This window comes from Pseudomonas sp. NY15364, assembly GCF_048068235.1.
Lineage (GTDB): Bacteria > Pseudomonadota > Gammaproteobacteria > Pseudomonadales > Pseudomonadaceae > Aquipseudomonas > Aquipseudomonas mendocina_D.
In genome coordinates this window covers 24442-48876 of record NZ_JBLUPX010000016.1, presented here as the reverse complement: position 1 = coordinate 48876, position 24435 = coordinate 24442, and the positions used below count along the sequence as shown (strand labels likewise).

At 62.4% G+C, this 24435-nt stretch carries 30 protein-coding genes; 9 read left to right on the top strand and 21 right to left on the bottom strand.

Annotation, left to right across the window (positions count from 1 at the left end; translation table 11 throughout):
• The first annotated feature begins 35 nt into the window (after positions 1–35).
• From cysM to ACNFCJ_RS14775, 5 genes are all read left to right on the top strand, one after another.
• Entirely contained in the window at positions 36–941 is a 906-nt protein-coding gene (cysM, locus tag ACNFCJ_RS14795; protein WP_416772102.1) for a cysteine synthase CysM, read from the top strand.
• Positions 941–2299, top strand: coding sequence for a 23S rRNA (uracil(1939)-C(5))-methyltransferase RlmD (gene rlmD / locus ACNFCJ_RS14790; protein WP_416772101.1), 1359 nt, complete (start codon positions 941–943; stop codon positions 2297–2299). The genes cysM and rlmD overlap by 1 nt, the downstream gene beginning before the upstream one ends.
• A gap of 134 nt (positions 2300–2433) precedes the next feature.
• A complete protein-coding gene (relA, locus tag ACNFCJ_RS14785) occupies positions 2434–4677 on the top strand; it encodes a GTP diphosphokinase (protein ID WP_416772099.1) in 2244 nt (747 codons plus the stop codon).
• Positions 4678–4771: 94 nt separating this feature from the next.
• The gene (mazG, locus tag ACNFCJ_RS14780; RefSeq protein ID WP_416772098.1) at positions 4772–5602 is read left to right on the top strand and encodes a nucleoside triphosphate pyrophosphohydrolase; all 831 of its coding nucleotides are present in this window, start codon (positions 4772–4774) and stop codon (positions 5600–5602) included.
• A gap of 195 nt (positions 5603–5797) precedes the next feature.
• Positions 5798–6337 (top strand): DUF2058 domain-containing protein, encoded by a 540-nt coding sequence (locus tag ACNFCJ_RS14775; protein WP_416772096.1) that lies wholly within the window; start codon positions 5798–5800, stop codon positions 6335–6337.
• Between the two features lie 54 nt (positions 6338–6391).
• Here the strand turns inward: ACNFCJ_RS14775 and ACNFCJ_RS14770 are convergent, their stop codons facing one another.
• Together ACNFCJ_RS14770 and ACNFCJ_RS14765 are read right to left on the bottom strand one after the other, a co-directional pair.
• Positions 6392–6664 carry a Rho-binding antiterminator gene (locus ACNFCJ_RS14770; protein WP_416772094.1) on the bottom strand — a complete coding sequence of 91 codons (273 nt, stop codon included), beginning with the start codon at positions 6662–6664 and terminating at the stop codon, positions 6392–6394.
• Positions 6665–6900: 236 nt separating this feature from the next.
• Positions 6901–8145 (bottom strand): OprD family porin, encoded by a 1245-nt coding sequence (locus tag ACNFCJ_RS14765; protein ID WP_416772092.1) that lies wholly within the window; start codon positions 8143–8145, stop codon positions 6901–6903.
• 318 nt (positions 8146–8463) lie between these two features.
• Here ACNFCJ_RS14765 and ACNFCJ_RS14760 point away from each other — a divergent pair, with 318 nt between their 5' ends.
• Together ACNFCJ_RS14760 and ACNFCJ_RS14755 are read left to right on the top strand one after the other, a co-directional pair.
• Positions 8464–9603, top strand: a complete 1140-nt coding sequence (locus ACNFCJ_RS14760; protein ID WP_416772091.1) for a DUF5610 domain-containing protein — start codon at positions 8464–8466, stop codon at positions 9601–9603.
• Positions 9604–9651: 48 nt separating this feature from the next.
• Positions 9652–9888 (top strand): glutaredoxin family protein, encoded by a 237-nt coding sequence (locus tag ACNFCJ_RS14755; protein ID WP_099525268.1) that lies wholly within the window; start codon positions 9652–9654, stop codon positions 9886–9888.
• 106 nt (positions 9889–9994) lie between these two features.
• Here the strand turns inward: ACNFCJ_RS14755 and ACNFCJ_RS14750 are convergent, their stop codons facing one another.
• The 5 genes from ACNFCJ_RS14750 to ACNFCJ_RS14730 form a co-directional block, all read right to left on the bottom strand.
• On the bottom strand, positions 9995–10552 hold the full coding sequence (locus ACNFCJ_RS14750; protein WP_416772089.1) for a DUF4406 domain-containing protein: 558 nt from the start codon (positions 10550–10552) through the stop codon (positions 9995–9997).
• Positions 10549–11055, bottom strand: coding sequence for a hypothetical protein (locus ACNFCJ_RS14745; RefSeq protein ID WP_416772087.1), 507 nt, complete (start codon positions 11053–11055; stop codon positions 10549–10551). The genes ACNFCJ_RS14750 and ACNFCJ_RS14745 overlap by 4 nt, the downstream gene beginning before the upstream one ends.
• Positions 11052–11456 (bottom strand): hypothetical protein, encoded by a 405-nt coding sequence (locus ACNFCJ_RS14740; RefSeq protein WP_416772085.1) that lies wholly within the window; start codon positions 11454–11456, stop codon positions 11052–11054. Before ACNFCJ_RS14740 ends, ACNFCJ_RS14745 begins: the two co-directional genes overlap by 4 nt.
• Positions 11453–12373, bottom strand: a complete 921-nt coding sequence (locus tag ACNFCJ_RS14735) for a DUF4406 domain-containing protein (RefSeq protein WP_416772083.1) — start codon at positions 12371–12373, stop codon at positions 11453–11455. The genes ACNFCJ_RS14740 and ACNFCJ_RS14735 overlap by 4 nt, the downstream gene beginning before the upstream one ends.
• Before the next feature lie 95 nt (positions 12374–12468).
• Positions 12469–13257 (bottom strand): hypothetical protein, encoded by a 789-nt coding sequence (locus tag ACNFCJ_RS14730; protein WP_416772082.1) that lies wholly within the window; start codon positions 13255–13257, stop codon positions 12469–12471.
• Positions 13258–13383: 126 nt separating this feature from the next.
• Between ACNFCJ_RS14730 and ACNFCJ_RS14725 the strand changes: the two genes are divergently transcribed.
• A complete protein-coding gene (locus ACNFCJ_RS14725; protein ID WP_416772080.1) occupies positions 13384–13728 on the top strand; it encodes a hypothetical protein in 345 nt (114 codons plus the stop codon).
• 153 nt (positions 13729–13881) lie between these two features.
• Entirely contained in the window at positions 13882–14133 is a 252-nt protein-coding gene (locus ACNFCJ_RS14720) for a hypothetical protein (protein WP_416772078.1), read from the top strand.
• Between the two features lie 2 nt (positions 14134–14135).
• Here the strand turns inward: ACNFCJ_RS14720 and ACNFCJ_RS14715 are convergent, their stop codons facing one another.
• The 14 genes from ACNFCJ_RS14715 to ACNFCJ_RS14650 form a co-directional block, all read right to left on the bottom strand.
• Entirely contained in the window at positions 14136–14603 is a 468-nt protein-coding gene (locus ACNFCJ_RS14715; protein WP_416772076.1) for a hypothetical protein, read from the bottom strand.
• Positions 14600–16132 (bottom strand): DNA cytosine methyltransferase, encoded by a 1533-nt coding sequence (locus ACNFCJ_RS14710; protein WP_416772075.1) that lies wholly within the window; start codon positions 16130–16132, stop codon positions 14600–14602. Before ACNFCJ_RS14710 ends, ACNFCJ_RS14715 begins: the two co-directional genes overlap by 4 nt.
• Complete coding sequence (locus tag ACNFCJ_RS14705) at positions 16129–16929, bottom strand: hypothetical protein (RefSeq protein WP_416772074.1); 801 nt, start codon at positions 16927–16929, stop codon at positions 16129–16131. The genes ACNFCJ_RS14710 and ACNFCJ_RS14705 overlap by 4 nt, the downstream gene beginning before the upstream one ends.
• The gene (locus tag ACNFCJ_RS14700) at positions 16926–17183 is read right to left on the bottom strand and encodes a hypothetical protein (protein ID WP_416772072.1); all 258 of its coding nucleotides are present in this window, start codon (positions 17181–17183) and stop codon (positions 16926–16928) included. Before ACNFCJ_RS14700 ends, ACNFCJ_RS14705 begins: the two co-directional genes overlap by 4 nt.
• Positions 17180–17431: a hypothetical protein gene (locus ACNFCJ_RS14695; protein WP_278326506.1), complete on the bottom strand. Its 252-nt coding sequence runs from the start codon at positions 17429–17431 to the stop codon at positions 17180–17182. Before ACNFCJ_RS14695 ends, ACNFCJ_RS14700 begins: the two co-directional genes overlap by 4 nt.
• The gene (gene yejK / locus ACNFCJ_RS14690) at positions 17428–18441 is read right to left on the bottom strand and encodes a nucleoid-associated protein YejK (protein ID WP_416772070.1); all 1014 of its coding nucleotides are present in this window, start codon (positions 18439–18441) and stop codon (positions 17428–17430) included. Before yejK ends, ACNFCJ_RS14695 begins: the two co-directional genes overlap by 4 nt.
• A gap of 28 nt (positions 18442–18469) precedes the next feature.
• On the bottom strand, positions 18470–19390 hold the full coding sequence (rdgC, locus tag ACNFCJ_RS14685; RefSeq protein ID WP_416772068.1) for a recombination-associated protein RdgC: 921 nt from the start codon (positions 19388–19390) through the stop codon (positions 18470–18472).
• Positions 19391–19400: 10 nt separating this feature from the next.
• Positions 19401–19814: a hypothetical protein gene (locus tag ACNFCJ_RS14680; protein WP_416772067.1), complete on the bottom strand. Its 414-nt coding sequence runs from the start codon at positions 19812–19814 to the stop codon at positions 19401–19403.
• A 2-nt stretch (positions 19815–19816) separates the two neighbouring features.
• Positions 19817–20305 carry a hypothetical protein gene (locus ACNFCJ_RS14675; protein ID WP_416772065.1) on the bottom strand — a complete coding sequence of 163 codons (489 nt, stop codon included), beginning with the start codon at positions 20303–20305 and terminating at the stop codon, positions 19817–19819.
• The gene (locus ACNFCJ_RS14670; RefSeq protein WP_416772064.1) at positions 20302–20871 is read right to left on the bottom strand and encodes a hypothetical protein; all 570 of its coding nucleotides are present in this window, start codon (positions 20869–20871) and stop codon (positions 20302–20304) included. The genes ACNFCJ_RS14675 and ACNFCJ_RS14670 overlap by 4 nt, the downstream gene beginning before the upstream one ends.
• A 317-nt stretch (positions 20872–21188) precedes the next feature.
• Positions 21189–21773: a 3'-5' exonuclease gene (locus ACNFCJ_RS14665; RefSeq protein WP_416772062.1), complete on the bottom strand. Its 585-nt coding sequence runs from the start codon at positions 21771–21773 to the stop codon at positions 21189–21191.
• A gap of 74 nt (positions 21774–21847) precedes the next feature.
• Positions 21848–23500 carry a YqaJ viral recombinase family protein gene (locus ACNFCJ_RS14660; RefSeq protein ID WP_416772060.1) on the bottom strand — a complete coding sequence of 551 codons (1653 nt, stop codon included), beginning with the start codon at positions 23498–23500 and terminating at the stop codon, positions 21848–21850.
• Positions 23497–24159, bottom strand: coding sequence for an ERF family protein (locus tag ACNFCJ_RS14655; RefSeq protein WP_416772058.1), 663 nt, complete (start codon positions 24157–24159; stop codon positions 23497–23499). The genes ACNFCJ_RS14660 and ACNFCJ_RS14655 overlap by 4 nt, the downstream gene beginning before the upstream one ends.
• A gap of 10 nt (positions 24160–24169) precedes the next feature.
• Entirely contained in the window at positions 24170–24400 is a 231-nt protein-coding gene (locus ACNFCJ_RS14650; protein ID WP_125878804.1) for a helix-turn-helix transcriptional regulator, read from the bottom strand.
• Positions 24401–24435: the final 35 nt, after the last annotated feature.

Genomic DNA, 24435 nt, shown 5'->3' with positions numbered 1-24435 from the left:
ACGCCCCTTCGCGTCAGTCTGGATTCGAGCGACCCATGACCCTGCAATTCCCCACCATCGCCGACTGCATCGGCAACACGCCCCTGGTGCGCCTGCAGCGCCTGGGCGGCGACACCAGCAACACCCTGCTGGTCAAGCTGGAAGGCAACAACCCGGCCGGCTCGGTCAAGGACCGCCCGGCGCTGTCGATGATCAATCGCGCCGAGCTGCGTGGCGATATCCAGCCTGGCGACACCCTGATCGAAGCCACCAGCGGCAACACCGGCATCGCCCTGGCCATGGCGGCGGCGATCAAGGGCTACAAGATGATCCTGATCATGCCGGACAATTCCACCGCCGAGCGCAAGTGGGCGATGACCGCCTACGGTGCCGAGCTGATCCTGGTCAGCAAGGAAGAGGGCATGGAGGGCGCGCGTGATCTGGCCGAGAAGCTGCAGGCCGAAGGGCGCGGCAAGGTGCTCGATCAGTTCGCCAATGGCGACAACCCCGAGGCGCACTACAGCGGTACCGGCCCGGAAATCTGGCGCCAGACCGGTGGGACCATCACCCACTTCATCAGCTCCATGGGCACCACCGGCACCATCATGGGCACCTCGCGCTACCTCAAGGAGCAGAACCCGGCGATCCAGATCGTTGGTCTGCAGCCGCAGGAAGGCTCGGCCATTCCGGGCATCCGTCGCTGGCCCGAGGAATACTTGCCGAAGATCTATCAGGCCGAACGGGTCGACCAGGTGATGGACATGGGCCAGGCCGAGGCCGAGCACGTCATGCGTCGTCTGGCGCGTGAAGAGGGCATCTTCTGCGGTGTGTCTTCCGGCGGCTCGGTGGCCGGCATGTTGCGTCTGTCGCAGCAGGTGGAGAACGCGGTGCTGGTGGCGATCATCTGTGATCGAGGCGACCGTTACCTGTCCACCGGCGTTTACCAAGAACCGGCGCACTGATGGCCAGACGCAGCTCCAACCTGCGCTTTCAGCCCAGCGGCGGCAGCCGTGCAGCGCAGGTGCCGGTCGGCAAGAAGCAGAAACTCGCCATCGAGCGTCTGGCCGGCGACGGTCGCGGCATCGCCTTCGAAGGCGGGCGCACCTGGTTCGTCAGCGGCGCACTGGCCGGTGAAGAGGTCGAGGCGCGGGTACTCAGCGCCCGCAGCCAGACCGTCGAGGCGCGCGTCGAACGCATCATCACCGCCAGCAGCGAGCGCCGTCAGGCACCCTGCATTCATGCCGACCGCTGTGGCGGTTGCAACCTGCAGCACATGCCGCATGCCGACCAGCTCGCCCTGAAACAGCGCACGCTCACCGAGCAGTTGTCGCGTCTGGGCGGCGTGCAGCCGGATGAGTGGGCTGCGCCCCTGATAGGGCCGGAGTTCGGCTACCGCCGCCGCGCGCGCATTGCCGTGCGCTGGGATGCAAAGGGCCGGCAACTGCAGGTCGGGTTCCGTGCCGAAGCCAGCCAGGACATCGTCGCCATCGACCAATGTCCGGTACTGGTACAGCCCTTGCAGTCCATTTTCAGCGCCTTGCCGGCCTTGCTGCGCAGTCTGGAAAAGCCGCAGGCAGTCGGGCACGTCGAGTTGTTCAGCGGTACCGCCGAAGCCGTACTGCTACGCCATACCGCTGCGCTGACAGAAACTGACCTCGAGCGCCTGCGCGCCTTCTGTGACGAGCATCGCGCACAGCTGTGGCTGCAGGGCGACGGGCAGCCACAGCCGGACGATCCGTCCGCGGCGCTGGGGTTCGAGTTGCCGCGCTGGCAGTTGCAATTGGCCTATCGCCCGGGTGATTTCGTACAGGTCAATGGTCTGGTCAACGAGGCGATGGTCGCTCAGGCGCTAGACTGGTTGGCAGTACAACCTGCTGAGCGGGTCCTGGATCTATTCTGCGGCCTGGGCAATTTCGCCCTGCCGCTGGCGCGTCAGGCGGCCGAGGTGGTGGCTGTGGAGGGCGTCGAGGCGATGGTGCAGCGGGCATCTGACAACGCGCGCAACAACGGCTTGGGCAATGCGCACTTTTATCGTGCTGACCTGTCCAACCCGCTGGCCAATGAGGCCTGGGCGCGCGGCGGTTTTACCGCGGTACTGCTCGATCCGCCGCGCGACGGGGCGCTGGAAGTGGTACGTGGGATGAGTGAGTTGGGCGCGCAGCGCCTGGTCTATGTATCCTGCAACCCGACCACGCTGGCGCGCGACGCCGCCGAGTTGGTGCAGCAAGGCTATCGCCTGCGTCGCGCCGGGATTCTCGACATGTTTGCGCAAACCGCGCATGTCGAGGCCATGGCTCTATTCGAGAAACCCGAGCCCTAGGGCTCGGGCCAAGGCGGTACGTTCGGTACCGCAGGGGTGTGCAGGACGCGCATCCTTTCAGTTAATCCGACCGGCTCAGAGAAGGCCGGCGACTGTTCGGTGCGACTCATGCGCACCGTAGGGAAGGTAAGACGATGGTTCAGGTGAGAGCGCATCAGCCAGTCAACGATGACGGCAGCATCAATCTCGAGGCCTGGTTGGAGCATGTCACTCGCGTCGATCCGGCACTGGATCGCCAGGCGCTGCAAGAGGCCTGCGAGTTCGCCCGCGATCTGGAGCAGCAGGCCAACACCACCCAGCATCACTGGAGCGAGGGCGCGTCGACATTCCGCGCCGGTCTCGACATCGCGGAAATCCTCGCCGATCTCAAGCTCGATCAGGATTCGCTGGTCGCGGCGATCATCTATCGCGGTGTGCGCGAGGGCAAGATAACCCTGGCTGCCGTGCACCAGCGTTTCGGCCCGGTGGTGGCCAAGCTGATCGAAGGCGTGCTGCGCATGGCGGCGATCAGCGCCAGTATCAACCCGCGTGAATCCGTGGTGCTCGGCTCGCAGACGCAGGTGGAGAACCTGCGCAAGATGCTGGTGGCCATGGTCGACGACGTGCGTGTGGCGCTGATCAAGCTGGCCGAACGCACCTGCGCCATCCGCGCGGTCAAGGAAGCCGACGAAGAGAAGCGCCAGCGCGTGGCGCGCGAGGTGTTCGACATCTACGCACCGCTGGCGCATCGCCTGGGCATCGGCCATATCAAGTGGGAGCTGGAGGATCTGTCCTTCCGCTACCTGGAGCCGGAGCAGTACAAGCAGATCGCCAAGCTACTGCACGAGCGTCGCCTCGATCGCGAGCAGTACATCAACGACGCTATGGCGAATCTGCGTCAGGAGCTGGAAGCCACCGGTATCAAGGCCGATATCAGCGGCCGGGCGAAACATATCTATTCGATCTGGCGCAAGATGCAGCGCAAGGGCCTGCAATTCAGCCAGATCTACGACGTGCGTGCGGTACGTGTGCTGGTGCCAGAGGTGCGTGATTGCTACACCACCCTGGGCATCGTGCATACCCTGTGGCGGCACATTCCCAAGGAGTTCGACGACTACATCGCCAACCCCAAGGAGAACGGCTACCGCTCGCTGCACACCGCCGTGCTCGGCCCGGAAGGCAAAGTGCTGGAGGTGCAGATACGCACCCACGCCATGCACGAAGAGGCCGAGCTGGGTGTGTGCGCGCACTGGCGCTACAAGGGCACCGACGTCAAGTCCGGCTCCAACCACTACGAAGAGAAGATTTCCTGGCTGCGTCAGGTCATCGAGTGGCACGAAGAACTGGGCGATATCGGCGGCCTGGCCGAGCAGTTGCGCGTGGATATCGAGCCGGATCGAGTCTACGTGTTCACCCCCGACGGCCACGCCATCGACCTGCCCAAGGGCGCCACACCGCTGGACTTCGCCTACCGCGTGCACACCGAGATCGGCCACAACTGCCGCGGCGCCAAGATCAACGGCCGTATCGTGCCGCTGACCTACAGCCTGCAAACCGGCGAGCAGGTGGAAATCATCACCAGCAAGCAGGGCTCGCCGAGCCGCGACTGGCTCAACCCCAACCTGGGCTATGTCACCACCAGCCGCGCGCGGGCGAAGATCGTCCACTGGTTCAAGCTGCAGGATCGCGACCAGAACGTCGCCGCTGGCAAGCAGTTGCTTGAGCGCGAGCTGGCGCGCCTGGCCCTGGTCGGTGCGGACTTCGACAAGCTGGCCGAGAAGGCCAACCTGAAAACCGCCGAGGACCTGTTCGCCGCCTTGGGGGCCGGCGACGTGCGTCTGGCTCATGCGGTCAACCTGGCGCAGCAACTGCTCGAGCCGGAGCGCGGCAACGAGCAGCTGGAACTGATCCCGCGCAAGGCGCAGGGGTTCAAGCCGGGCAAGCGCGGCGACATTCAGATCCAGGGCGTCGGCAACCTGCTGACACAGATGGCCGGCTGTTGCCAGCCGCTGCCGGGCGACCCGATCGTCGGTTACATCACTCTTGGCCGTGGCGTCACCATCCATCGTCAGGATTGTCCGACGGCGTTGCAGCAAACTGCGCGCGAGCCGGAGCGGATGATCCAGGTGAGCTGGGGGCCGGTGCCGGTGCAGACCTACCCGGTGGAAATCGTCATCAAGGCCTACGACCGTTCCGGTCTGCTGCGTGACGTCACCCAGGTACTGCTCAACGAAAAACTCAACGTGCTGGCGGTCAACACCCGCTCGAACAAGGAGGACAACACCGCCTCCATGTCGATCACCGTGGAGATTCCAGGGCTCGATGCCCTGGGTCGTCTGCTGGCGCGCATCGGCCAGTTACCCAACATCATCGAGGCGCGTCGCCAGCGGGCCAATTAAGCGGCACGCTTCAGGTGACAAGCAGCAAGTCAAAGGCGCCGCTGCGCCTTTTCTTGTGGCTTGCCGCTTGTAGCGTGCAGCCCAGGAGTTTTTTATGTACCAACTCGACGATCTGCTGCATCTGATGGCCCGTCTGCGTGACCCGCAACACGGCTGCCCGTGGGATCTCAAGCAAAGCTACGCGAGCATCGCGCCCTACACCCTGGAGGAGGCTTACGAGGTCGCCGACGCCATCGAGCGTGGCGACTTCGAGCATCTGCCGGGTGAGCTGGGCGACCTGCTGTTCCAGGTGGTCTATTACAGCCAGCTGGCGCAGGAGGAGGGGCGTTTCGATTTTGCCCGCGTGGTCGATGGCATCACCAGCAAGCTGATTCGTCGCCATCCGCATGTATTCCCCGACGGTGATCTGTACGGGGCGCCGGACGCCGCCAAGTTGGAAGAAGCAGCGGTCAAGCAGCGTTGGGAAGAGCTCAAGGCGCAGGAACGCGCCGAAAAGGCCGCCGAACCCGAGCTGCTCTCCCTGCTCGATGATGTGCCAAGCGCGCTGCCTGCACTGTCGCGTGCGGCCAAACTGCAGAAGCGTGCGGCCCAGGTTGGCTTCGACTGGCCCGATGCTTTGCCGGTGGTGGACAAGGTGCGCGAAGAGCTGGATGAAGTGCTCGAAGCCATGAGTGAAAACGATGCCGAGGCGGTGGCCGAGGAGATCGGCGATCTGCTGTTCGTCGTCAGCAACCTGGCACGGCACCTGAAGGTTGATCCTGAGGCTGCGCTACGGGCAGCCAATGGCAAGTTCGAGCGGCGCTTTCGCTTTATCGAACAGAGCGTGCGGGAGGCCGGGCGCAGCATGGACGGTTGCTCGCTGGAGGAACTGGATGCCCTCTGGGGCGAGGCGAAGAAGTTGGAGAAGCAGTCGCCAGGCTGTTGAACCCTATAGGCACGGCGGCGTTCCGATTTATCCGCGAAGCCTCTGCTGTCCGCCTTTCGCGACTGAAGCGGTTCGCCGCCCGGTCGCTCCTAAAGGCTGGAGCCGCCGCTGCTTAGCCCTTATGCTGGGCGCCTTGGACTGGCAGCGCGAATTTGCGTCGCTGCCGCAACTGAATCATGTTCGGGATCTTTAGTCATGGGTCTTTCCCTGCGCGACCAGCTGCTCAAAGCCGGCCTGGTCAATGAAAAACAGGCCAAGCAGGCTGGCAAGCAACAGCAAAAGCAAAAGCGTCTGGTGCAAAAAGGCCAGGCCGAACTGGATGACAGCACACGCCAGGCCGCACTGCAGGCGCAAGCCGAAAAGGCCGCACGTGATCAGGAGCTGAATCGTCAGCAGCAGGAAAAAGCCGAGCAGAAAGCCTGCGCGGCGCAGGTCAAGCAACTGATCGAGCGTTCACGCCTGCCTAAGCTCGACGGCGAGGACTACTACAACTTCGTCGATGACAAGAAGGTCAAGCGCCTGCCGGTCAACACCATGGTGCGCAACAAGCTGTCCAACGGCTGGCTGGCCATCGTCCGTCATGGCGGTGGTTACGAGATCATCCCGCGCGAGGCCGCACTGAAGATTCAGGAGCGCGATGCCTCGCGCATCGTCCTGCTCAATACCCATGTCGAAGAGCCGGATGCCGACGATCCTTACGCGGCCTATCAGATTCCTGATGATCTGATGTGGTAATGCCGCATCGCAGGACGCCGTAGGGTACGCGGTGCGCACCGCGACGCCCTGCGATTAGCAGCGATTGCCGCTCAACAGTACTCGACCAAAGCTGGCGCCTGCATCCTGCGGGGTGATCGCCAGTAGGCGATCCATGCGCAGGCGTTGCTCGCCGTCGGCTGTACGTACCAGCAGAAACTCTTCCTTGCTCGCTGTGGTTTCCGTGGTCAGGGCCTGGCCCAGTAGGGTCGAGCCGTCGACCAGTTCGATATCCAGTTGATAGCGATGCATGCAGGCGATCTCCAGATAGTCGTAGAGATCACAGGCCAAGGGGTGGTAGTTGTCCATCGAGGACGTCCTCCGTGGTCAGGCCTACCTGGAATGAAATAGTCGTCATTCCCGCGCAGGCGGGAAACCAGAACCCCGCAGTACCTGGACTCCCGCCTTCGCGGGAGTGACGGTGTAGAGCTTTGAGCGTTTCCCTAGTCGAGAAAGATTCAGGCAGCTTGCGCTTTTCCAGTTTCGATAAAAAAACGCCGCAACCCGATACCGGTGTTGCGGCGTTTTCGTTTCGCGGACGCGCCTTACATCAACGGAATGGTGTAGCTGACGATCAGACGGTTCTCGTCCAGGTCGCCGATGCTCGCGTTGGAACGCACCATTGCGTTACGCCAGCGCACGCCGAGGTTCTTCAGCGGGCCCTGCTGAATGATGTAGCTGATATCGACGTCGCGTTCCCATTCCTTGCCACTCGCCCCACCCACACCGTCGAAGCCGTCACCGGTGACGTAGCGGACGAAGGCGGTCAGACCCGGAATGCCGTAGCTGGCGAAGTTGACGTCATAACGAGCTTGCCAGGATTTCTCGTCCTTACGGGTGAAGTCGAGAATCTGGATGTAGTTGACGATGTACGGATCGGTTTCGGTCAGGAAGGGGAAGGCGTTGTCGCCGCCGACCTTCTGGTAACCCACGCGGAAAGTGTGCGCGCCGATGCCGGCCCAGAGATTGACCGAGGTCAGGTCGTTGTCCAGCTTGCCGCCGAGTTTGCGACCGTTGTCCTGAGAGTCGAAGTAGGCCAGGTTGGCGCCCAGCTTCCAGTCACCGATCGGCTGTACATGGATCAGGTTGTACAGCTTCTGGTCGTAGATATCCTCCAGCTCGCCATACCACACGCCAACGGTGGTGTTGCCGCCGTTGAACTTGTAGTCGCCGCCGGCGAAATTGTAGCGGTCGCTCTCACCGGCCACGTTGGTGGCGGTGATGTCGACCCGGTCGGTGGAGGCGCGCTGGTTCACTTCACGCAGTTGGCCGCCGTTGAGGGTCAGACCGTCGATTTCCTGCGAGGTGATCATGCCGCCGGTGAACACCTGTGGCAGCAGGCGCGAGTCACCGGAGGAGACGATGGGTAGCTTGGGCATCAGTCCGCCGACCTTGCCGACAGTCTTGGAGATGCGTGCCTTGACCGCGCCGCTGAACTCGGAATATTCGTCCGGTCCCTCGTTGCCGAAGCCGTTGGGTAGCAGAGCGGTGCCGGCGCGATCGTCAGACGAGTCGAGCTTCAGGCCCAGGCCCGCATAGGCGTCCAGGCCAAAGCCGACGGTGCCTTCGGTAAAGCCGGACTCGGCTTTAAGGATGAAGCCCTGTGCCCACTCCTCGCGCTTGGACTGGGCTACGCCCGGGTCGCGCAGGTCCCGATTCATATAGAAGTTGCGCAGCTCCAGAGAGGCTTTGCTGTCAGCGATGAAGTCAGCCTGTGCCAGGCTTGGCAGGGTCAGGCTGGCGCCCAGCGTGGCGAGGGCCACGGCACGGGCGAGGGGAGTTTTACTCATTATTGTTGTCTCCTCGTTGTTATAAGCAGGTTGGCCACGAAGTGACCAGCCAGTTACGGCGCGACGAAATAAAGCATTTCGCCTGCGAGTCGACTGTAAGACTTTAGTCTGTCGAGCCTTGGGTGGAGCCGGAGCGTAAACAGCCATGGGCTCTAGGTCGTGCTTATCAGGGATTTTCGGCGGCTGGCCATTGATCGGGAAAATTTCGCTGGAGCACAATCGAGCTGAGAAAAATCGATAACCGTTGGTCGATAAAGGTTAAAGCTTGCCTGTGTGCGGCCGCTAAGGTCGGCAGATAACCTATTCAGGTACCCGGCCATGAATCCTCTGAACTCACTCAACTCCGCCGCTTCCCGCGCTGCGCAGGCCAGCCGGTCCATGGCGGCGCGCAGCAATAGCGCCGATGCCCAAGCCACCTTGGCCAATCGCCTCGCCGAGAAGCTCGGCGTGCCGGCCGGCTCGTTGTCCGGAACGCGTGATGACTACACCCCGGAGAAAGTGGCTGGGCGGATTCTGGGTTTTATCGAGCAGCGCCTGCAAAGCGAGGCCGCGGCAGGCGCTGACCCGGCCAAGCTGGACAAGCTGTTGTCCCAGGCGCGTGATGGCGTCGAGAAGGGTTTTGCCGAGGCACGCAAGATTCTCGATGGCATGGGCGTGCTCAAGGGACAGGTGGCTAGCGATATCGACGATACCTACAAGCGTATTCAGGATGGCTTCGGCGATCTCGACAAGCGTTTCGGCAGCGCCGCCCCTGGCGCCTCGGGCCAGGTGGCGATGGCGGGTTACAGTGAGCGCTTCAGCGCGCTGGCGGAGACCTTCGATTTGTCCGTCACTACTCGCGATGGTGACCGCCTGCGCATTTCCGTGGCGCAGGCTTCCGCCAGCTGGTCGCAGAGCAGTTTTGCTGCCTCCAGCGATGGTAAGTCCACCAGTGTGGTGGGCAGCAGCCAGTCTGGCAGCATGCGTATCGGCGGCTGGCAGGTGGATGTCGAAGGTGAGTTGGACGACGACGAGATCAAGGCGTTGGAGAAGCTCTTCAGCCAGGTTCAGGATCTCTCCGACAAGTTCTACGCCGGTGACCTGGCAGGCGCCTTCGATCGCGCCATGGCGCTGGATATGGATGGTGAGCAATTGGCTTCGATGTCGATGCGTCTGGCCCAGACCGCTGTGCGTCAGGCCACCGATGCCTATGGCGCGGTGGCTGGGCAGGGCGCCAGTGCAGTCAATGCCGGGTTGCAGGAATATGCTCAGGGTCTGCTCGATGCGCTGCGCAGTGCCGGTGATCTGGCGCAGGACGCCGGCGGCATGCTCAAGGAACTGCTCAAGGGCGGCTTCTCGCTCGATGAGCGCTTCGATTTGCCGCGCCTGGAGAAGGCTGACAGCCTCAACCGCAGTCTGCTCGATGGCCTGCAGTCGCTGATCGCTGGTCAGCCTGGCAAGGACGCTAACGTGAGCTGATTATCGCCGGTGTTAAACTGCGCACCTTGCTGACAGTGAGGTGCGCTGATGACGCCTGAATGCCAACTTTTCGGAACCCTGGGCTGCCATCTTTGCGAGGTGGCCGAGGCGTTGCTCATGCCATTCGTCGAGAATGGCCTGTTGGTCGAGTTGATCGACATTGCTGAGCATGAGGGTATGGTCGAGCAATACGGATTGCGTATTCCGGTATTGCGCCGTTGCGATAATGGCAGCGAGCTGAACTGGCCATTCGATGCCGAGCAGGTGGTGGCCTTTCTGAGTTGAGAGAGTCAGTTCGACAAAACGCAGCCAATAAAAAACCCGCCGATTAAGGCGGGTTTTTGATTTGGTCGAGAGACAGGATTCTAACAATCGTCTGTGATGCCCTTATTTATTGGGCTTGTGCGGTTTCCAGAAAATCTGGCATACCAATAGGCATACCATTTGCCTTTTTGCTGGCTTTACCGTTCGTCGGCTCGGTGATTTTTGCAGCCGGCGTGATGGTCATGCCGAGGCGTACCGCCTCCTGCCGTTCGCGCAGCGCCCCGCGAGACTCCGACCAGCCTGGCAATTGGGCGATCGTGTCGCAGGTGGCCATCTGTGGGATGCACACGGCCATGTACGCCTCCCAGCTATCCTGGGGCGGGTTCTCGGCGGGGTTCTCGACGTGGTAGCCGAGGGCGCGCAGGCGTGCTGACTCGGCGTTGAAAGCGGGATAGTTGCAGTCCGGCAGCCCGGTCATCGGCCCGCTCAGGTAGATCCGCTGCGGTGCAGTTGCGGGTGACTTCGAAGGCATCACATTGGATGCCTTGACGAACTCTCTGCAGATCACCACCGCGTCGGTACCGTCCTGGCTGTGAACCGGCATGGTGTGGAAGGGCAGCGCGCTGCAGTCCTCCCAGAGCTTGGTGCAGGCACGGCAGCGGCCGGCTTTGGGTTGGTAGTTCATGGCTTGGCACCTGCCATGAATGCAGCGCGCCTCTGCTGAGCGGCCAGGCGTCTGATGGCCTTTCGTTCCAGTTCGACGAGCGCGTAATGCTCAATGGCTCGCAGAACCTCGGGGGTCGACCGGGGAAGCCTTGGCGCTTTACCGTCGATGTATGGAGGCCACTCGCCGCGTTCCGCGGCCGGGTGCGACCAGTCCCTGGCAAGGTCGTCGATCTGGCTGCGAACCCGATGGCGCATGTGCTCCCAGGCAATCGCACCATCACCCTCGCCACCATCCGGGCCGTAGTCTGTCCAGCAGAAGAACGGCGTCCGCTGCAGGGTTAGCATTGGCCCGAGGCGTGCCGATCCGTCCCAGCGCCGACGATTGCGATGCGATATTTTCCTGCTGGTGCCTTTCTCGGTGAGTTCTACAGCGCAAGGCCCATCGAGATCGATGCTGTATCCCAGCGCCTCGGCATGCACTGCTATGCGCTTGCTCAGCTTCTTCATGATGCGCGGATTCATGCTGCCACCTTGCCGTGCTCCGGGCAGTCGTGGGGATGGCCGCATGCTTCGCACTGGTCGCAGTGCTCGCACAGTGGGTACTCGCCGTCATACTCGGCAAGGTTGCAGTTGGCGCAGCGAGAATCACCCTCGATGCTCCACCCCATTTCGCGCAGCAGTTTGTAGTCGGTGATGACTTGGGGGCTGGTGATTCCGTGCTTTTCAGCGAGGCAGTCGTGCTCGGGTTGGTGTTTCACCGACATATCGAAGTATTCGCCGTCGCAGACGCCTTTGATTTCCGAACCATCGCGCCACAGCAGGGGCTTGGCCTCTTTGTGGCTATACGCAAAGCAGGCCTCTACATAGGGGTATTCGTCCGGGTAGCGGTGGCCGGCGAAGTAGCAGCGCAGTTTCTTGGTCATGACTGCTGCTCCTGCCTGTCAGAGCGATGCTGCAGCTTTAGCGTTTCTGCTCGGCGGTGCTCGTATGTGGCTTTTTCGCTTTCAGTGGCGTGTTTCATTGGGGGATAGGCTTCGCTGACGAAGATCGTCCCGCCCAGGCAATGGATTGCATGCCAACCGCCGGCATGTGGTGTGTCGAGCTTGGCAAGTGCGGTGCAGCCGTCTGAATATCGAACGATATCGCCAGCTTTGAAGTTGCCTGCTGGCGTCTGATCGACAATCTGGTCAAGGCCTTGCTGGGCGCGCCACTCTTTCACCGAGCCGTCGCCGTCGAGCACCACACGGGCGGCCATAACTGCGGTCTGGATGGCTTCCTTGCGGACGTTCGCCGCCGGTTCGTCGAGCATCGCCTTGATCAGCTCGCCAAACTCTTCGGCCAGGGCCAGCCCCATGATGCGATCGCCGGGGAACTTGGCCCTGGCGCGCTTCAGCTCTGCGCGGATCTCGTCAAGGAATACCTCGACAGGATCTGGCTTCGGCTCGGCCGCCAGTTGCATCATGAGGAAGTCGGCGCCCTGGTCGATCATCAGGTCAGCGGCTGACTCGGCACCGTGGGCGTAGCGGATCTTCATGCCCAGCGCTTTGGCGATGTGCACTTCGAGCTTGGCGCCCCTACTTTTCTTCCAGCCAGGCAGGAGGTGGATGGCTTCGCAGGTGGCCAGACGCCAAATGTCATAGCGCAGGTAGTCGCCCCATTCGGCACCGTCGACATGGCCATGGTCTGCCGGGTTCTCGACGCGCCAGCCTGCGGCGCGCAGGCGATCGGCCTCTGCATTGAAGGCTGGGAAGTTGAAATCTTCGATGCCCGTCATGGGGCCGGCTACGTACACGCGGCCGGCGCGCTCGGTGGCGAGCGTGATCTTGCTGAGCGCCTGCAACTGGGTGACTAGGTTGGCGGTGCAACTGTGGCTTCCGTTCTGGCCATGCAGCCAGGTGTAACCGCAGGTGCAGCAGGTGTGGTGGGCTGGGGCATTCATGGCTGCTTCTCCTGATGCTTGGCTTGTTCGGCACGATCCAGGCGCTCGATCTCTGCCAGGATCAGGGCGCCGGCCTTGATCAGGTTGTGGCGTGGGGTGCTGGGCTTCCAATACTTCCAGTCCCATGGGAAGAATGACTTCCAAGAGAAGGCGCCCATAAGGGCAGGATGCCCCGACCAGATGGCGTAGCAGCCAGCAGCAATCGCCAATTGGCCGCGAGTTGCCATGTCGTCGTGGCCGGAGTCGTAGCCCTCGGCGGTGATCTGCCGCTGGCGCTCGGCCAGAACGTCGCTGGCGGCAACTGACAAGGATTCCTTGGCGGTTGGGTCGGGAGGAGGCGCAATGTACACATGAGCGCTACCGTCCTCGTCGCACAGGCTATTTGCCTCTGGCATGGCGAACAGCACCTGTCCGGCGAACTCCATTTCCGCGATTCCGCCTTCCAGCAGCCATTCAAGACGCAGGCCTTCTTCCTCGTCATCGCGGGTCACGGCAACTGCCTGAATCAATACATGCTCGGCACCCGGCACACCCACCGGCAGGCTGGCGCGGGCTTGCTCTTCAATCAGTTCCCGAAATTGCTTGCAGTTGTGGGCTTCGTCTTTGAGCAGCGCTATCGTGTCTCGGATTTTCGCCAGCAGGCCATCGCCATAGACGTGTATGCCAAGCTGGCGAGCAATCTCTCGCACTGGATCCGCATCCATCTTCATCTGTTCGCACATCACCGGGCATTCAGCAGTGGTGTGATCAGTCGCACCAGGGCAGTTAACGCATTGCTTGTTCATGGCTCACCTCGCGTGGTGTGGGATAATCGTTGTCTGGCCTGGCCGGCGGCATCGGGCAGGGAAGTTCGGCCGGGCTGATTCCAGTGACGGGTAGGTATTGGGGAGGGCGGAATGAAAGAGGGATGCTTGTACGAGCGGGACATTCTTAAAGCCCGCGCTTGGTTTCGCGTTTACGCGTTGTTGGCCGTGATCACGCCTGTTGCTGTGTATCTTTACTGCGTCGCGTTTGATCAACCGAGTGTATGGATCAGTAGATTCGGTGCCGTTATGGCTGGCTTCGCTTACCTGGCAGAGCGCAACGCTACGGCGATGGCGGACGTTCTTAAGCCTAGTGGTATGGTCGATATCACCTTTCATCAGACCAGGCTCACCTATATGGGCGAGATCAAGTGCTCTATACGGTTCGCCATCCTGTTGGCTTTGGTTGGTGCTGGTATATGGGGCTTTGGCGATCTGATACCGATCGGCTGATCTTTTGCTGCAGCGCGGGCACGGGCATACGCCGATGCGCAGGCCGGTTTCGCGGCAGTAGGTAGGGGTGTTGAGTGCGTGCCGTGCATCGGGAGGCGATGACGGGTTGCCAGGTGCGTGCAAGAATACTGTTTTTATATCCAGTATTCTGCCATGAACAACTACCGCCTCCCAGACTTCCGCCCGGTCACGAAGGGCGAACTGCGACAGATCTGGTCCGATAACCCGGAAATGCGCCGGCTGGTGCTCGAAGTCGAGCGATACCGGCGCGTGCTGGGTGAGGTGGATAGCCTTTACCAGAGCGCCCGCGAAGCCTGGAGCGCTAAAGGCGGCGGGCATCTGGTGGCGTTTCACCGCTTCAAGATTCTCTTGAGCGAAGAGCGCAACCGGGGCGCAGACGATTAGGCTCATGCGCTCACCTGCTGAACCTGATTCCAGGCGCCAACCAGATCGAAGATCCGGTAGGCCTGTTCTTCGGTCAGGGACACCTGGGCGGGAATGGCGATCCAGCCAGAGCCGATCAGGTCGCGCGGGTTGCAGTTAGCGCGCTGGTCGAGCACGCAGGTTTCGATCACGTCCGTCAGGTGCGCGGCCAGGTAGTTGCCATCGGGCATGGCCTCGATGCTCTTCATGTACCGATTGCCAGACCAATCCACGCACAGGCCGGCGACGTAGATCGTCCAGCGATGCGGGATATCGCAAAGGGCATTGGCCACCTGGCGCCCGGGCGGAATGCGCTTGGCCAACTTCCAGTTGACCATGCCCTGCCAGCCGCTCGGGCTGATGCTCACCACGGCAACGTGGTTGCTGCTCAGGATGGCCCGGCAGGATCGCTCCAACCGGGCGCGCGGGTTGTTGGGCTTGCGGCGGCTCATTGGGCACGCTCCAGCTCGCGCTGAATGCGCCGACCGATCCAGCGAACAACCGGCACCGCCTTGCTGTTTCCGATGGCTTTGTAGCGCGGTCCGTCCGGACATTCCTGAGCAGGCTTGCCGCGCCAGGGAATCAGGGTGTAGTCGTCAGGGAAGCCCTGCAGGCGCTCGCACTCGCGCGGAGTCAAGCGGCGAACCTGAGAGCCCGCCAGCGTTGGAGGCTGCATCCCTCTTGTAAGGGTGTGGCACGGATCACCGGGTTGAGGATTGCTGCGACAAGTCGGGCATGTGATCTGGGTGGGGTCGAAGACGATCACGGCGTTTTCCTGGCCATGGTTCCGGCCCAATGGGTGCGCCTGGTCGTTGAGAACGTCAGGGTCTTGGGTGCCATGCACTACAAGATGGCTATGGCCGTGGTTTGCGTCTTGCCCTGAGCACCCTTGTAAACGCCCATAGCTGGCATCCAGGGTCGCAGCCACGATGAAGTGCCCAGCCGCTGCGCCTTCTGGGCGGCCGCCTGCGCCGCCGCTGAACGCTTCGCGCGTCAGGGTCCCTGCGGTGAGGGGTATGTCATCGAGCGAGTATCCGCCTGCCTTCCTGGCGCCACCTGCAATGGTTGGCGCCACGAAGAACGTTTCGCTCTCAACGTCCATGCGGGTGTCTTTCGCCGTGAGGGTCGCAGCTTGATCAACCGATCCGCCAAGGCTGTGCCCGCCGAAAGCAGGCACGCCAGCAATCACGCTGACGGCCGGGCCTTCGTCGCCCTCGCAGTTCGGGCAGCCGTAGTTGCCTAACTGTTCCTCGAAGGTGCAGCCGCATCCGCACTGGAGCGCAGGGCGGAAAGGAGCTTGCCCGGTAAGGTCTTGCCCCTGGCCTCTGCGCGGCGGAGTATCCCGGCGCATGCCTTCGCGCTCAAAAAGTACCGCTTCGGGATCGAACCCTGCTCGAGCACTTGCGACAACGAACACACGCTTGCGTCGTTGGGCCAGTCCGAAATATTGGGCATCCAGAACCCGCCATGCTGCTGTTCTTCGGGGGCCATACACACAACCAGACTTCGTCCATTTTCCCCTTGGCGGGACGAGTTCAATGGATTCGCCCACCAAGGCAGCGAGGAAACAACCGAACGCGTTGCCTTTGTCGGTGAGGACGCCGGGGACGTTTTCCCAGACGACGATGCACTCTGGCTCGCCTCTGGCGGTTCGAACATGGTCAACTGCATCTGCAAGCTCCACATATTTGATGGTGAGTTGGCCGCGTGGGTCATCGAGGCCGGCGCGCATGCCGGCGACAGAGAAGGCCTGGCAGGGCGTGCCGCCCACCAGCACATCCGGCGCAGCGATACTGCCGGCCAGCACCTGGCGGGCCAGCTTGGTCATGTCGCCCAGGTTGGATACGTCGGGCCAGCGGTAGGCGAGCACCGCGGATGGAAACGGCTCGATCTCTGCGAACCATTCCGCCCGCCAGCCCAGCGGGTGCCAGGCGACGGTGGCGGCCTCGATGCCGCTGCAGACGGAGCCGTAGGTGATCATTCGGCTGATTCCTTTTGGTTTATGTCTGCCTCGGCCATTTCGCAGAAGAAGCTGCAGGCCGGGATTGCTTCATTGCGGCGGATTGGGCCGTCTGGCAGGTCGCGCAGGGGGAAGCGCTCGCCATTGCGCGGGCCTGAGCGATAGCGCAGGAACCATGAGCCAGCGCCTAGCTCGTCCTGCACTTGGCAGAGCGCCTCGAACTGCTCGGGGAAGTCGGCGCGGATGGCGCGCCAGTAGCCTTCGCCACCTTTCACACAGCCGATGCAGTTGGCGTTCTCGTAGCCCATCTGGTAGGTGATGGGCAGGGCGATGCCTGCTCTGATGATCAGGGCTTTGCAGTCGTCTTTACCCAATCCGAGGTCGATCAGCGGAGCGATGGCTGGGCGGTCGGGGTTGCGCTCGCGAAAGTCGTCGAGGCGATCGGCTTCTTCGGCTGTGTAGCCGAGCACCATCACGTCGCCAGGCTGTTTCCAGGCATCCAGCAGGCGGCGCTTTAGGTGCTTGGTGCAGGGGGCGCCGTGCGGCCCTTTCATGTACCGCTCGCGGCGGAACACTTGGATGATGTCAGCACCGTACTTCTCGTCAGCCAGTACGGTGATATCGCGACCGAGCCACACCTGGCAGTCAGCCAGGAAGCGGCGATTGTCGATGTGCTCATTTGCCAGGAAGGCATTGATGAACTGAACATCATGGGTCGCGCCGTACTGCGCCAAAGCCAGCTTGCCTGCCACTGCCGAAGCAGCGCCGCAGCTGAACTGCACGACGATGCGCGAATCTGGCAGGACGATACCCGTCATTCCGCACCTTCCTGCTGCTCGGCATCGAGCAGGGCGAAGAGGTCTGTCTGTTCTTCCTTACTGACGGCTTTCGGTTGCTGGTCCCCTGCGGGGTGAGGGCCCTGGCCTGCCATGTAGAGGCAGTTGGCCTCAATTCCGTGCTTGCGCTGGGTTTCAGGATGAACAACGGTGATCACCCCAGCGAAAGCCTGGGAGATCAGTGCATGGTCAGCGGCGAGCTTGGCGATTTGCTCGTATGCCTCTTCACGGGTCATGCCGAGGCCTCCACAGGGTGGCCCAGGCACTGGCCATGCTCGCCGTGGTGGTCACAGCTCGGGATCATGGTGAACCCGCGTTCTGCGCAGTCACGGGCGATGGCCAGCGCCTCTTCGCCAGGAATCGGGCGACCGGTACCGCGCTCGCTCAGCAGGTCATCCAGGGCGCGCGGTCGGCGCGCCCGGGCGATCACGTAGCTGACGGCAACGCAGACGTGGAAGGTCTTGGCTTCGCTGGTCAGGCTCATGACGAAGCACCTGCGCGCTTGATCTGGTCGGCCAGTTGCTGTGGTACCTGATGGATCACCAGTTGATTGCGCGCCTGGTCAAACTCGACCTTGTTGCCCAACAGGCCCGCGTCGAAGCTGATCGACAGGCCATCGGTGCGGCCAGTGAAACGGCGGAACTGATTGAGCGTGCGCTTATCCGCGGGGATTTCTGGCGACAGGCCATAGTCCTTGTTGCGGATGAACTCATAGAAGGCGGCCGGGCGTTCTTCGTCGATCAGTGCGGCCAGTTCTTCCAGGCTGATCGGCTCGCCCAGCTTGGCCTGGCTGGCGGCGTAGCCCACCAGGGTGTTGGTTTTCTTGCGGGCGGACTCTTCTGGCAGATCTTCGCTCTCGACAAAGTCGCTGAACGCCTTGAGCAGGGTGCGGGTTTCGCCGGGAGCGTCGATGCCTTCCTGGCACCCGATGAAGTCGCGGAAGTAGTCGTAGACGCGGCGACCGCCTTTGCCCTTGATGAACGAAATGTACTGGCGCGAGTTAGGGTTGTTGCGCCATTCGCTCAGGTTGATGCGTGCGGCCAGGTGCAGTTGAGTCAGGTCGAGGTGCTTGGCCGGCACAACCTCGAGGTCTTCGGTGATCGTCACGCCTTCGCTGTGGTGCAGCAGGGCGATGGCCAGGTAGTCGGTCATGCCTTGCTGGTAGTGGGTGAACATGGCGTGACCGCCCACGGTTAGGTTGGATTCCTCCATCAGTTTCTGCAGGTGCTCGACGGCCACACGGCTGAAGGCGACGAAGTCCTGCTTGCCATCGAGGTAATCGCGCAGCCAGCCGCTGAGCGGGTAGGCGCCTGACTCCTCGTGGAACAGGCCCCAGGCCTTGCCCGGTTTGGCGTTGTAGGCCTCGTTCAGATCGGTCAGCAGGTTGTCGCGTGCCTGCGAGTCAGGCAGTGCGTGGGCGACGGCATGCAGCACGGAAGGGCTGCCGTCGGGCTTTTTGTCGATCAGGTGGATGATGCTGTGACGGATAGGCATGATGATTTTCCTGTTCGTTGCTGGCTGGTCAGATACCGGTGGGCACTTCTTCGCCGCCCAGGGCGGTGAGCAGTTCGGGCACGAACTCGCGGAAGGTGCGCATCATCAGGAAGAAGCTGGCGGACTGCTGGGATAGGGCGTCATCGCCGCCGTCCTGCTCGGCCTGGTCGGTCAGCAGGTCTTCGAAGCGCAGGCGCTTGATCTGCAGCTTGTCGTCGAGGACAAACGACAGCTTGTCCTGCCAGGCCAGAGAGAGCTTGGTGGCCTGCTTGCCGGTGGACAGGTGCAACTGGATCTCTTCGCTGGTCAGGTCCTGATGCTTGGCGGCGATGCTGCCGCCGTCTTCGTGGGTGTCGCGCAGGTCGCATTCATCCAGTACGAAGAAGCCTTCGGCCGCGCTCTGCTGCTTGAGCCAGTCGGTGAGGGTGGCGGTGGGGGCGATCTTCACGGACACCGGGCGAATCGGCAGGGAGCCGAGGCATTCGCGCAGGGTCGACAGCAGATCCTCGGCGCGCTTGGGCGACGTGGCGTCGACGTAGATCAGGCCGGCGGCAGGGTCGATCGCTGCGTAGGTGCTGGCGTTACGGGTGAAGGCGCGAGGCAGGAAGGCCTGCACGATCTCGTCCTTCAGCTGGTCGCGCTCCTTCTTGAAGACCTTGCGCATCTGAGTCTCTTCGATCTCGTCGACCTTCTCCTTCAGAGCGTCGCGCACCACGGAGCCGGGCAGGATGCGCTCTTCCTTGCGAGCGCGGATCAGCAGCATGCCTTCGACGGCGTGCACCAGGGGTGCATTGGGGCCTTTGCCGAGCGGTGCGGCAAAGCCGTAGGTGGTCAGCTCCTGGCTCTCGCAGGGGCGGGCAGGCTTGCTGCCCAGCGCGACTTCCAGCGCTTCGGCGGCCAGGTCGATGGCTTGTGTGAGGCGGTAAATCAGTAGGCTACGGAACCACATGGCTGTGTCCTCAGTCGGCTTTAGGGGATTTGGTGGCGAACTCGAAACCGTGCTTCTCGGCCATGCGCTCAAGGCGCGTGACGCCGATCTGCAGGCGTTTGGCTGCGGTGGACTTGGCGATGCCAAGGCCTGCCAGTGCACGGGCGCGCCGGATCAGCGCGGGGCTGTCCTCGACGACGGTTCCGATGGGGCGACCGCCTGCCTTGCGATGGGCCTTGGCGGCCTGCTCATGGCGGCGGGACCCTGTGATGATCGTCATGTCGGGAGAGCGCCACTGGCCACTGACCAGTGGGCGCTTCTCGATCGGCGACTCGGTTACCTGCTCGGCCCCGGCTTGGTGCTCAGCCAGCTTGTCAGCGAGCCACTGACGAGCTGCATCCTTGGATGACAGGGTCGGCAGGTTGAGTGTTGTTTCGTGGTGCATGATCACGCTCCCTGGTTTGGGGCTTTGTTGCCGTCGAAGAGGGCGAAGATGTTGCGGCCGCGCTTGTCGAGCATCCCGGCCAAGGCGGAGACCTTGAGTTGGGTGTCGGTGTGGCGGCGCATTTCGTCTGTGCTGAGCAGTGTTGTGCGCGTTTTGGTCATGACCTTCTGGCAGGCCGCCACTTCGCGCCGGGTTGCCTGAAGGGCGCGCGCTGCTGCCAGGCGCGCCTGGTCGCGCGGCGGCACGATGCGGTAACCCTGGCCACGGACGGACACGATGTAGATGCAGTGGTCTTCAAGCAGCGCTTGCTTGAAGTCCTCGATACGGCTCATGGCGACGAACTGAGCTTCGCGCGCCTGATCAACCGTTTTCGGGGTGGGAAGTTCGAGCGCCCAGGACAGCCAGTCATGGCTGATCAGGTCGCCATCGTTGAAGTTTTCAGCAATGAACTTCTCGACGGCGCCGGCCAGGCTCCAAGTGGAAGAGGTCATGCCAGCACCTCCACCGAGAAACGGCCGAACTTCGGGCGGTAGTCGCCGATGCCGCAGTATTGGCCAGCATCTTCAAGGCACTTGATGACCTGCTCGCGGTTGATGGTTTCGGAGTCGAAAGCGATCTCGCAGGTCAGTGACCAGTTGCGGAAAAGCGGGCGGTAGCGGGTGAGGCGTGCGGTCTGTACCTTCACGCTGCGAGCGTCGTAGAAACGCTGTTCCCACAAGCCGGAAACGGTGCGCGGGCCGGTGTATTCAAGCTTGCAGCGCTCATCCATTACCTCGACGGAGCGCTTCAGTTGGGTGCCCATCTTGGAGAGCTTGCCGCCGGCGACCATCGCTGATTCGATGTTCACGCCAGGGACATACGGGCCGAGCTCTTCATCGAAGTACATGCCGCCGCGCCATTCGGACTGGGCGATCGCTTCATGGTCTTCGTCGGTTTTCTTCCGCTTGCTGGTCAGCGCCTTGTGCGCCTTGGTCAGCGGGTTCAGCGGATCGGCGAAAATGTCGCTGTGCATGAGCAGAGGACGGGTGCCGATGATTTTTACCTTGATCGTTTGCATCTGACTTCTCCAATGAATGTGTGCGCTATGCGCCCTTGCCTAGCCAAGCCGGGCCTTGCCCTGCCCGGACGTGCCGTTGCCCGCCTCAATGGGTGGCTATCGCCACCGGAAAACCGACTCGAAGAATCGGTAGACCGCTGGTTACAGCCATTGCCGGAGCCTGCCGCGCCTGGCCTGGCCTCTCCGCGCCTTGCCTTGGCTTGCTTGATGCCTCTCGGCACCGGAAAGGCGACTCAGTGAATCGCCAGACCGCTATCGAGTAGCCCTTGCCGCGCCCGGCCGTGCCTAGCCTTGCCGCGCCCTGCCCATCCGGGCCGTTACGCGGCATCCGGCATGCGGATGCCTTTCAAGGCGAAGTAAATTTGTGCGCAGGCAAGGGCGTCGGGCATGGCGCGGTGGGCTTCCACCAGGTCTTCGCCAGTGAAGTGCCGGTAGGCCTCGGCCAGGCTGGGCAGCTTCTTGCCTGGCAGGTTCAGCACTGGGCGCGACTCGTAGCACGTGCAGAACTTGGTGGTGGATTCCTTGAAGGAATCGGCCAGGTCTTTGCCGTGGTAGCGGGCTATGGCGATGCGCGCGATACGGTCGTCGAAGGTGGCGTTGTGGGCGGCGCGGATGCTGGCGCGGGCGTGGATGGCCAGGAAGCCTTCGAGGGCTTCGGTTTCCGGAATGCCTTCGTCCATGGCCTGCTCCTGGCTGATGCCATGGATGGCGGTCATGTCCGGCGAGATTTCCCAGCCGTTGGGGCGGACGATGGCCTGGTAGCGTTCGAGGATCTTGCCTTCGGCGTCGCACAGCAGGGCGGCAACCTCGACGATGTGAGGTTGGTGGCCGGCTTCGCTAGGCTGTTTCCAGTCCGGAATTCCAGTGGTCTCGAAATCGAACACGTTGATCAAATTGGACATTTCAGTGACTCCAGGGTGTAGGAACCCCAACCCACGCCGGATGGGCCGGCGCGGTCGGTTATTCAGGGATTGAGTTAGGCGGCGGCTTTCTGGGTCGCTACGCTGTTGATGTGTTGCACCAGGGCGGCACAGATGCGCGGCCAGTCGCTGGAGCGGTACAGCACCGCACTGCCTTTGCGATCAACGGCATCGAACCCGAGCGAGCGCAGGAACTCGGCAGTTACGGTGAAACCGAGGGTGCTGTTGATATCGCCAAGCTTGATGCGCTGGCCGTCGTCTGCAGGGGCCTGTTGCTTCACTGGCTGAACTGCTGCTGGCTCTGCGACTGCAGCGATCGGCGCTGGCTCGGCGGGCTGGGCCGCTGCGTGCTGCTCGGCCAGTTTCGCGTCCTCGATCTTCTTCAGCTCTTCCTGGCGGATGCGCTCGCGCTCCTGATCCTGGCGAAGCTGCTCCGCCTGCTTGTGTTCGTTGATGCGATTGCTGATCACCGCCTGCAGGTCTTCGCTGGCCTTGAGCACCAACTGCTGAGCGTCGTGGAACAGGAACTCGAAGCCCGCGGCCTGATCGCGCAGGGTGGCCAGGTTCTGGTTGATGCCGGTGGCAATGGTGCTGGCGTCGACCTTGGCGCGTGCCAGTTCGGCATCGGCCGAGTCGCGCAGGCTGGTGATGGTCTTCTTGCCCTTGATGGCGCCGGCCACGTCAATGCCTACGGCAGGCATGCGGATCTTGCCGCCGAAGCTGGCTTCGAGGTCGGCGATGTGTTTGCGGAATGCATCGTTGGCATCCAGCACGATCTTGTCGCGGATCTCTTGCTTGCGGTTCTTGACCAGCTTTTCGAGGCGCAGGCGAACCTGGCGCGCTTCCTCGTTCACCTCGTCCAGGGTGCGGATCACCGCGTCGATATCCTGAGCCTGGCCCATGATGTGGCTCTTAGTGGCAGACAGGCGAGTTTCAACGTCGGTGCACCACTTCACGGTCTTCTCGGCGTCGGCGAAGTCCTGATCGTCCTGCAGGTCGGTGTTGATGTTGCTGATCGCTTCCATGGCCATGGCGCGGAACTGGTCAAGGTTGGAGTGCTTGACCATGCCGGTGACTTCGACGTGGATCGCTGGCAGCATTTCCGGTGCACGACCGATCTTCTCGACCGGCTTGGCGACAGGGGCATCCTGCTCTTCGAGGTCAGCGGCGAACTGTTTCCACCCAGCGGCCAGAGCCTCGACGCGCCCTGGTACCGGGTAGTACTCCATGGACACGAAGTGGTTTTCGGTACCGTCGGAGCAGACGAAAATGACTTTCTCGGCGCCGGTGACCAGCAGTTGCTGTTCCAATTGCCAGTAGTAGTGCGCTTCGAGCTGCTCGGCGCGCACCTTGGCGGCCAGCTTCTCGTTCCACAGCTTGTGCTCGAAGAGCACTTTCTCTGCCATGTCTATGCCGTCGAGGCTGGCCAGCAGGTTGTCACGGGAGCAGGTGACCGGGTAGAGGTCTTCGCCGATGCGGGCTGCCAGGATCTCGCGTGCCGCTTCTTCGGCTGCGTGGCCACGGTCGAACAGTTCCTGCTTGGCGGCGCTCACGTCAGGGGCCAGGCCGGTTTTCTTCTGGCGCAGCAGTTCGGCGCGGGTCATGTACTTAGAGGCGCCCATCATGGCCGGCGCCTCACTGGCGGTGAAATGGCTGCTGCGCAGTACGTGCCACTCGAGCGAGCCTTGGGTTACGTCATGGATTTTCATGCTTGTGCTTCCTCGGTTTCGAGCGCACGGATCTGTGCGATCTGGTCTTCAGAGAGGGTGTTGCCGCTGCTGACGGTGGAAATGATTCGGGCAGCGGTCTTCTGTCCGGAAGCGATCAGGTCGCGCCATTTCGGCAGCATTTCCTGCAGCTTTTTGTCGGAATAGGCGGGCTTGCCGGTTGGGGTTTGCTCCGGCGCAGGCTCGTTCTGCGGTTGCTGGGTTGCTGGCTTCCGATCGCCTTCGCCGGCGCCTTCGCCGTTCTGATCAAGGTCGTCATCAGCTGCAACGCCGAGAAGGGCAGTCGCTGCGTAGCGGCGCAGGTAGGTGAGGTGCGCGCCGAAATCCTTGATATCGCCGCTTTGGGGCATGCTGAACTCAATCTCAGAGGTCAGGACGCCGCCGTCTTTGTGGGCGAGCATGGTGATCAGCGAACTGCGGCCGTTTGCAGGCTGAATGGTCTGGATGAAGCTGATGCCGTGCTTGGTAAGCGCAGGCCTGGTGCTGCTGAACACCGCTTCAAGATCGGCGTAGCGAAACTCATACTCGCCGTTGGTGCGGGTGCGAATCTTGACGGTGCGGTTCTTGGCCAGCGGCGAGTACTCGGCCTGAGCGCTTGCGAGGGCGGCGTACAGCATCGCCATCTTGTTGGTTTGTTCCATGGTTGCCGTCCTACTGTTCTTCGCCGTCGTTGGCGGGGTTCTTGCGTTGATCGATCCAGGCCTGCACCTCGTTTGCCGAGAAGCAGACGGGAGAGCTGCGGCCGGTGCCCATCAGCTTCCGCTTGGCCGGGAAGTCGCCGGCGTCGAGCAGTCGGTACACCGAGCTGCGCGAGAGGCCGGTTCTCTTCAGCACTTCGGGCAGGCGGATCAGGCTGTCCTGTGCTGTGGCTGTTGTTGTCATGCGGGCGGTACTCCGTACTTGATCAGGGCTGCTGC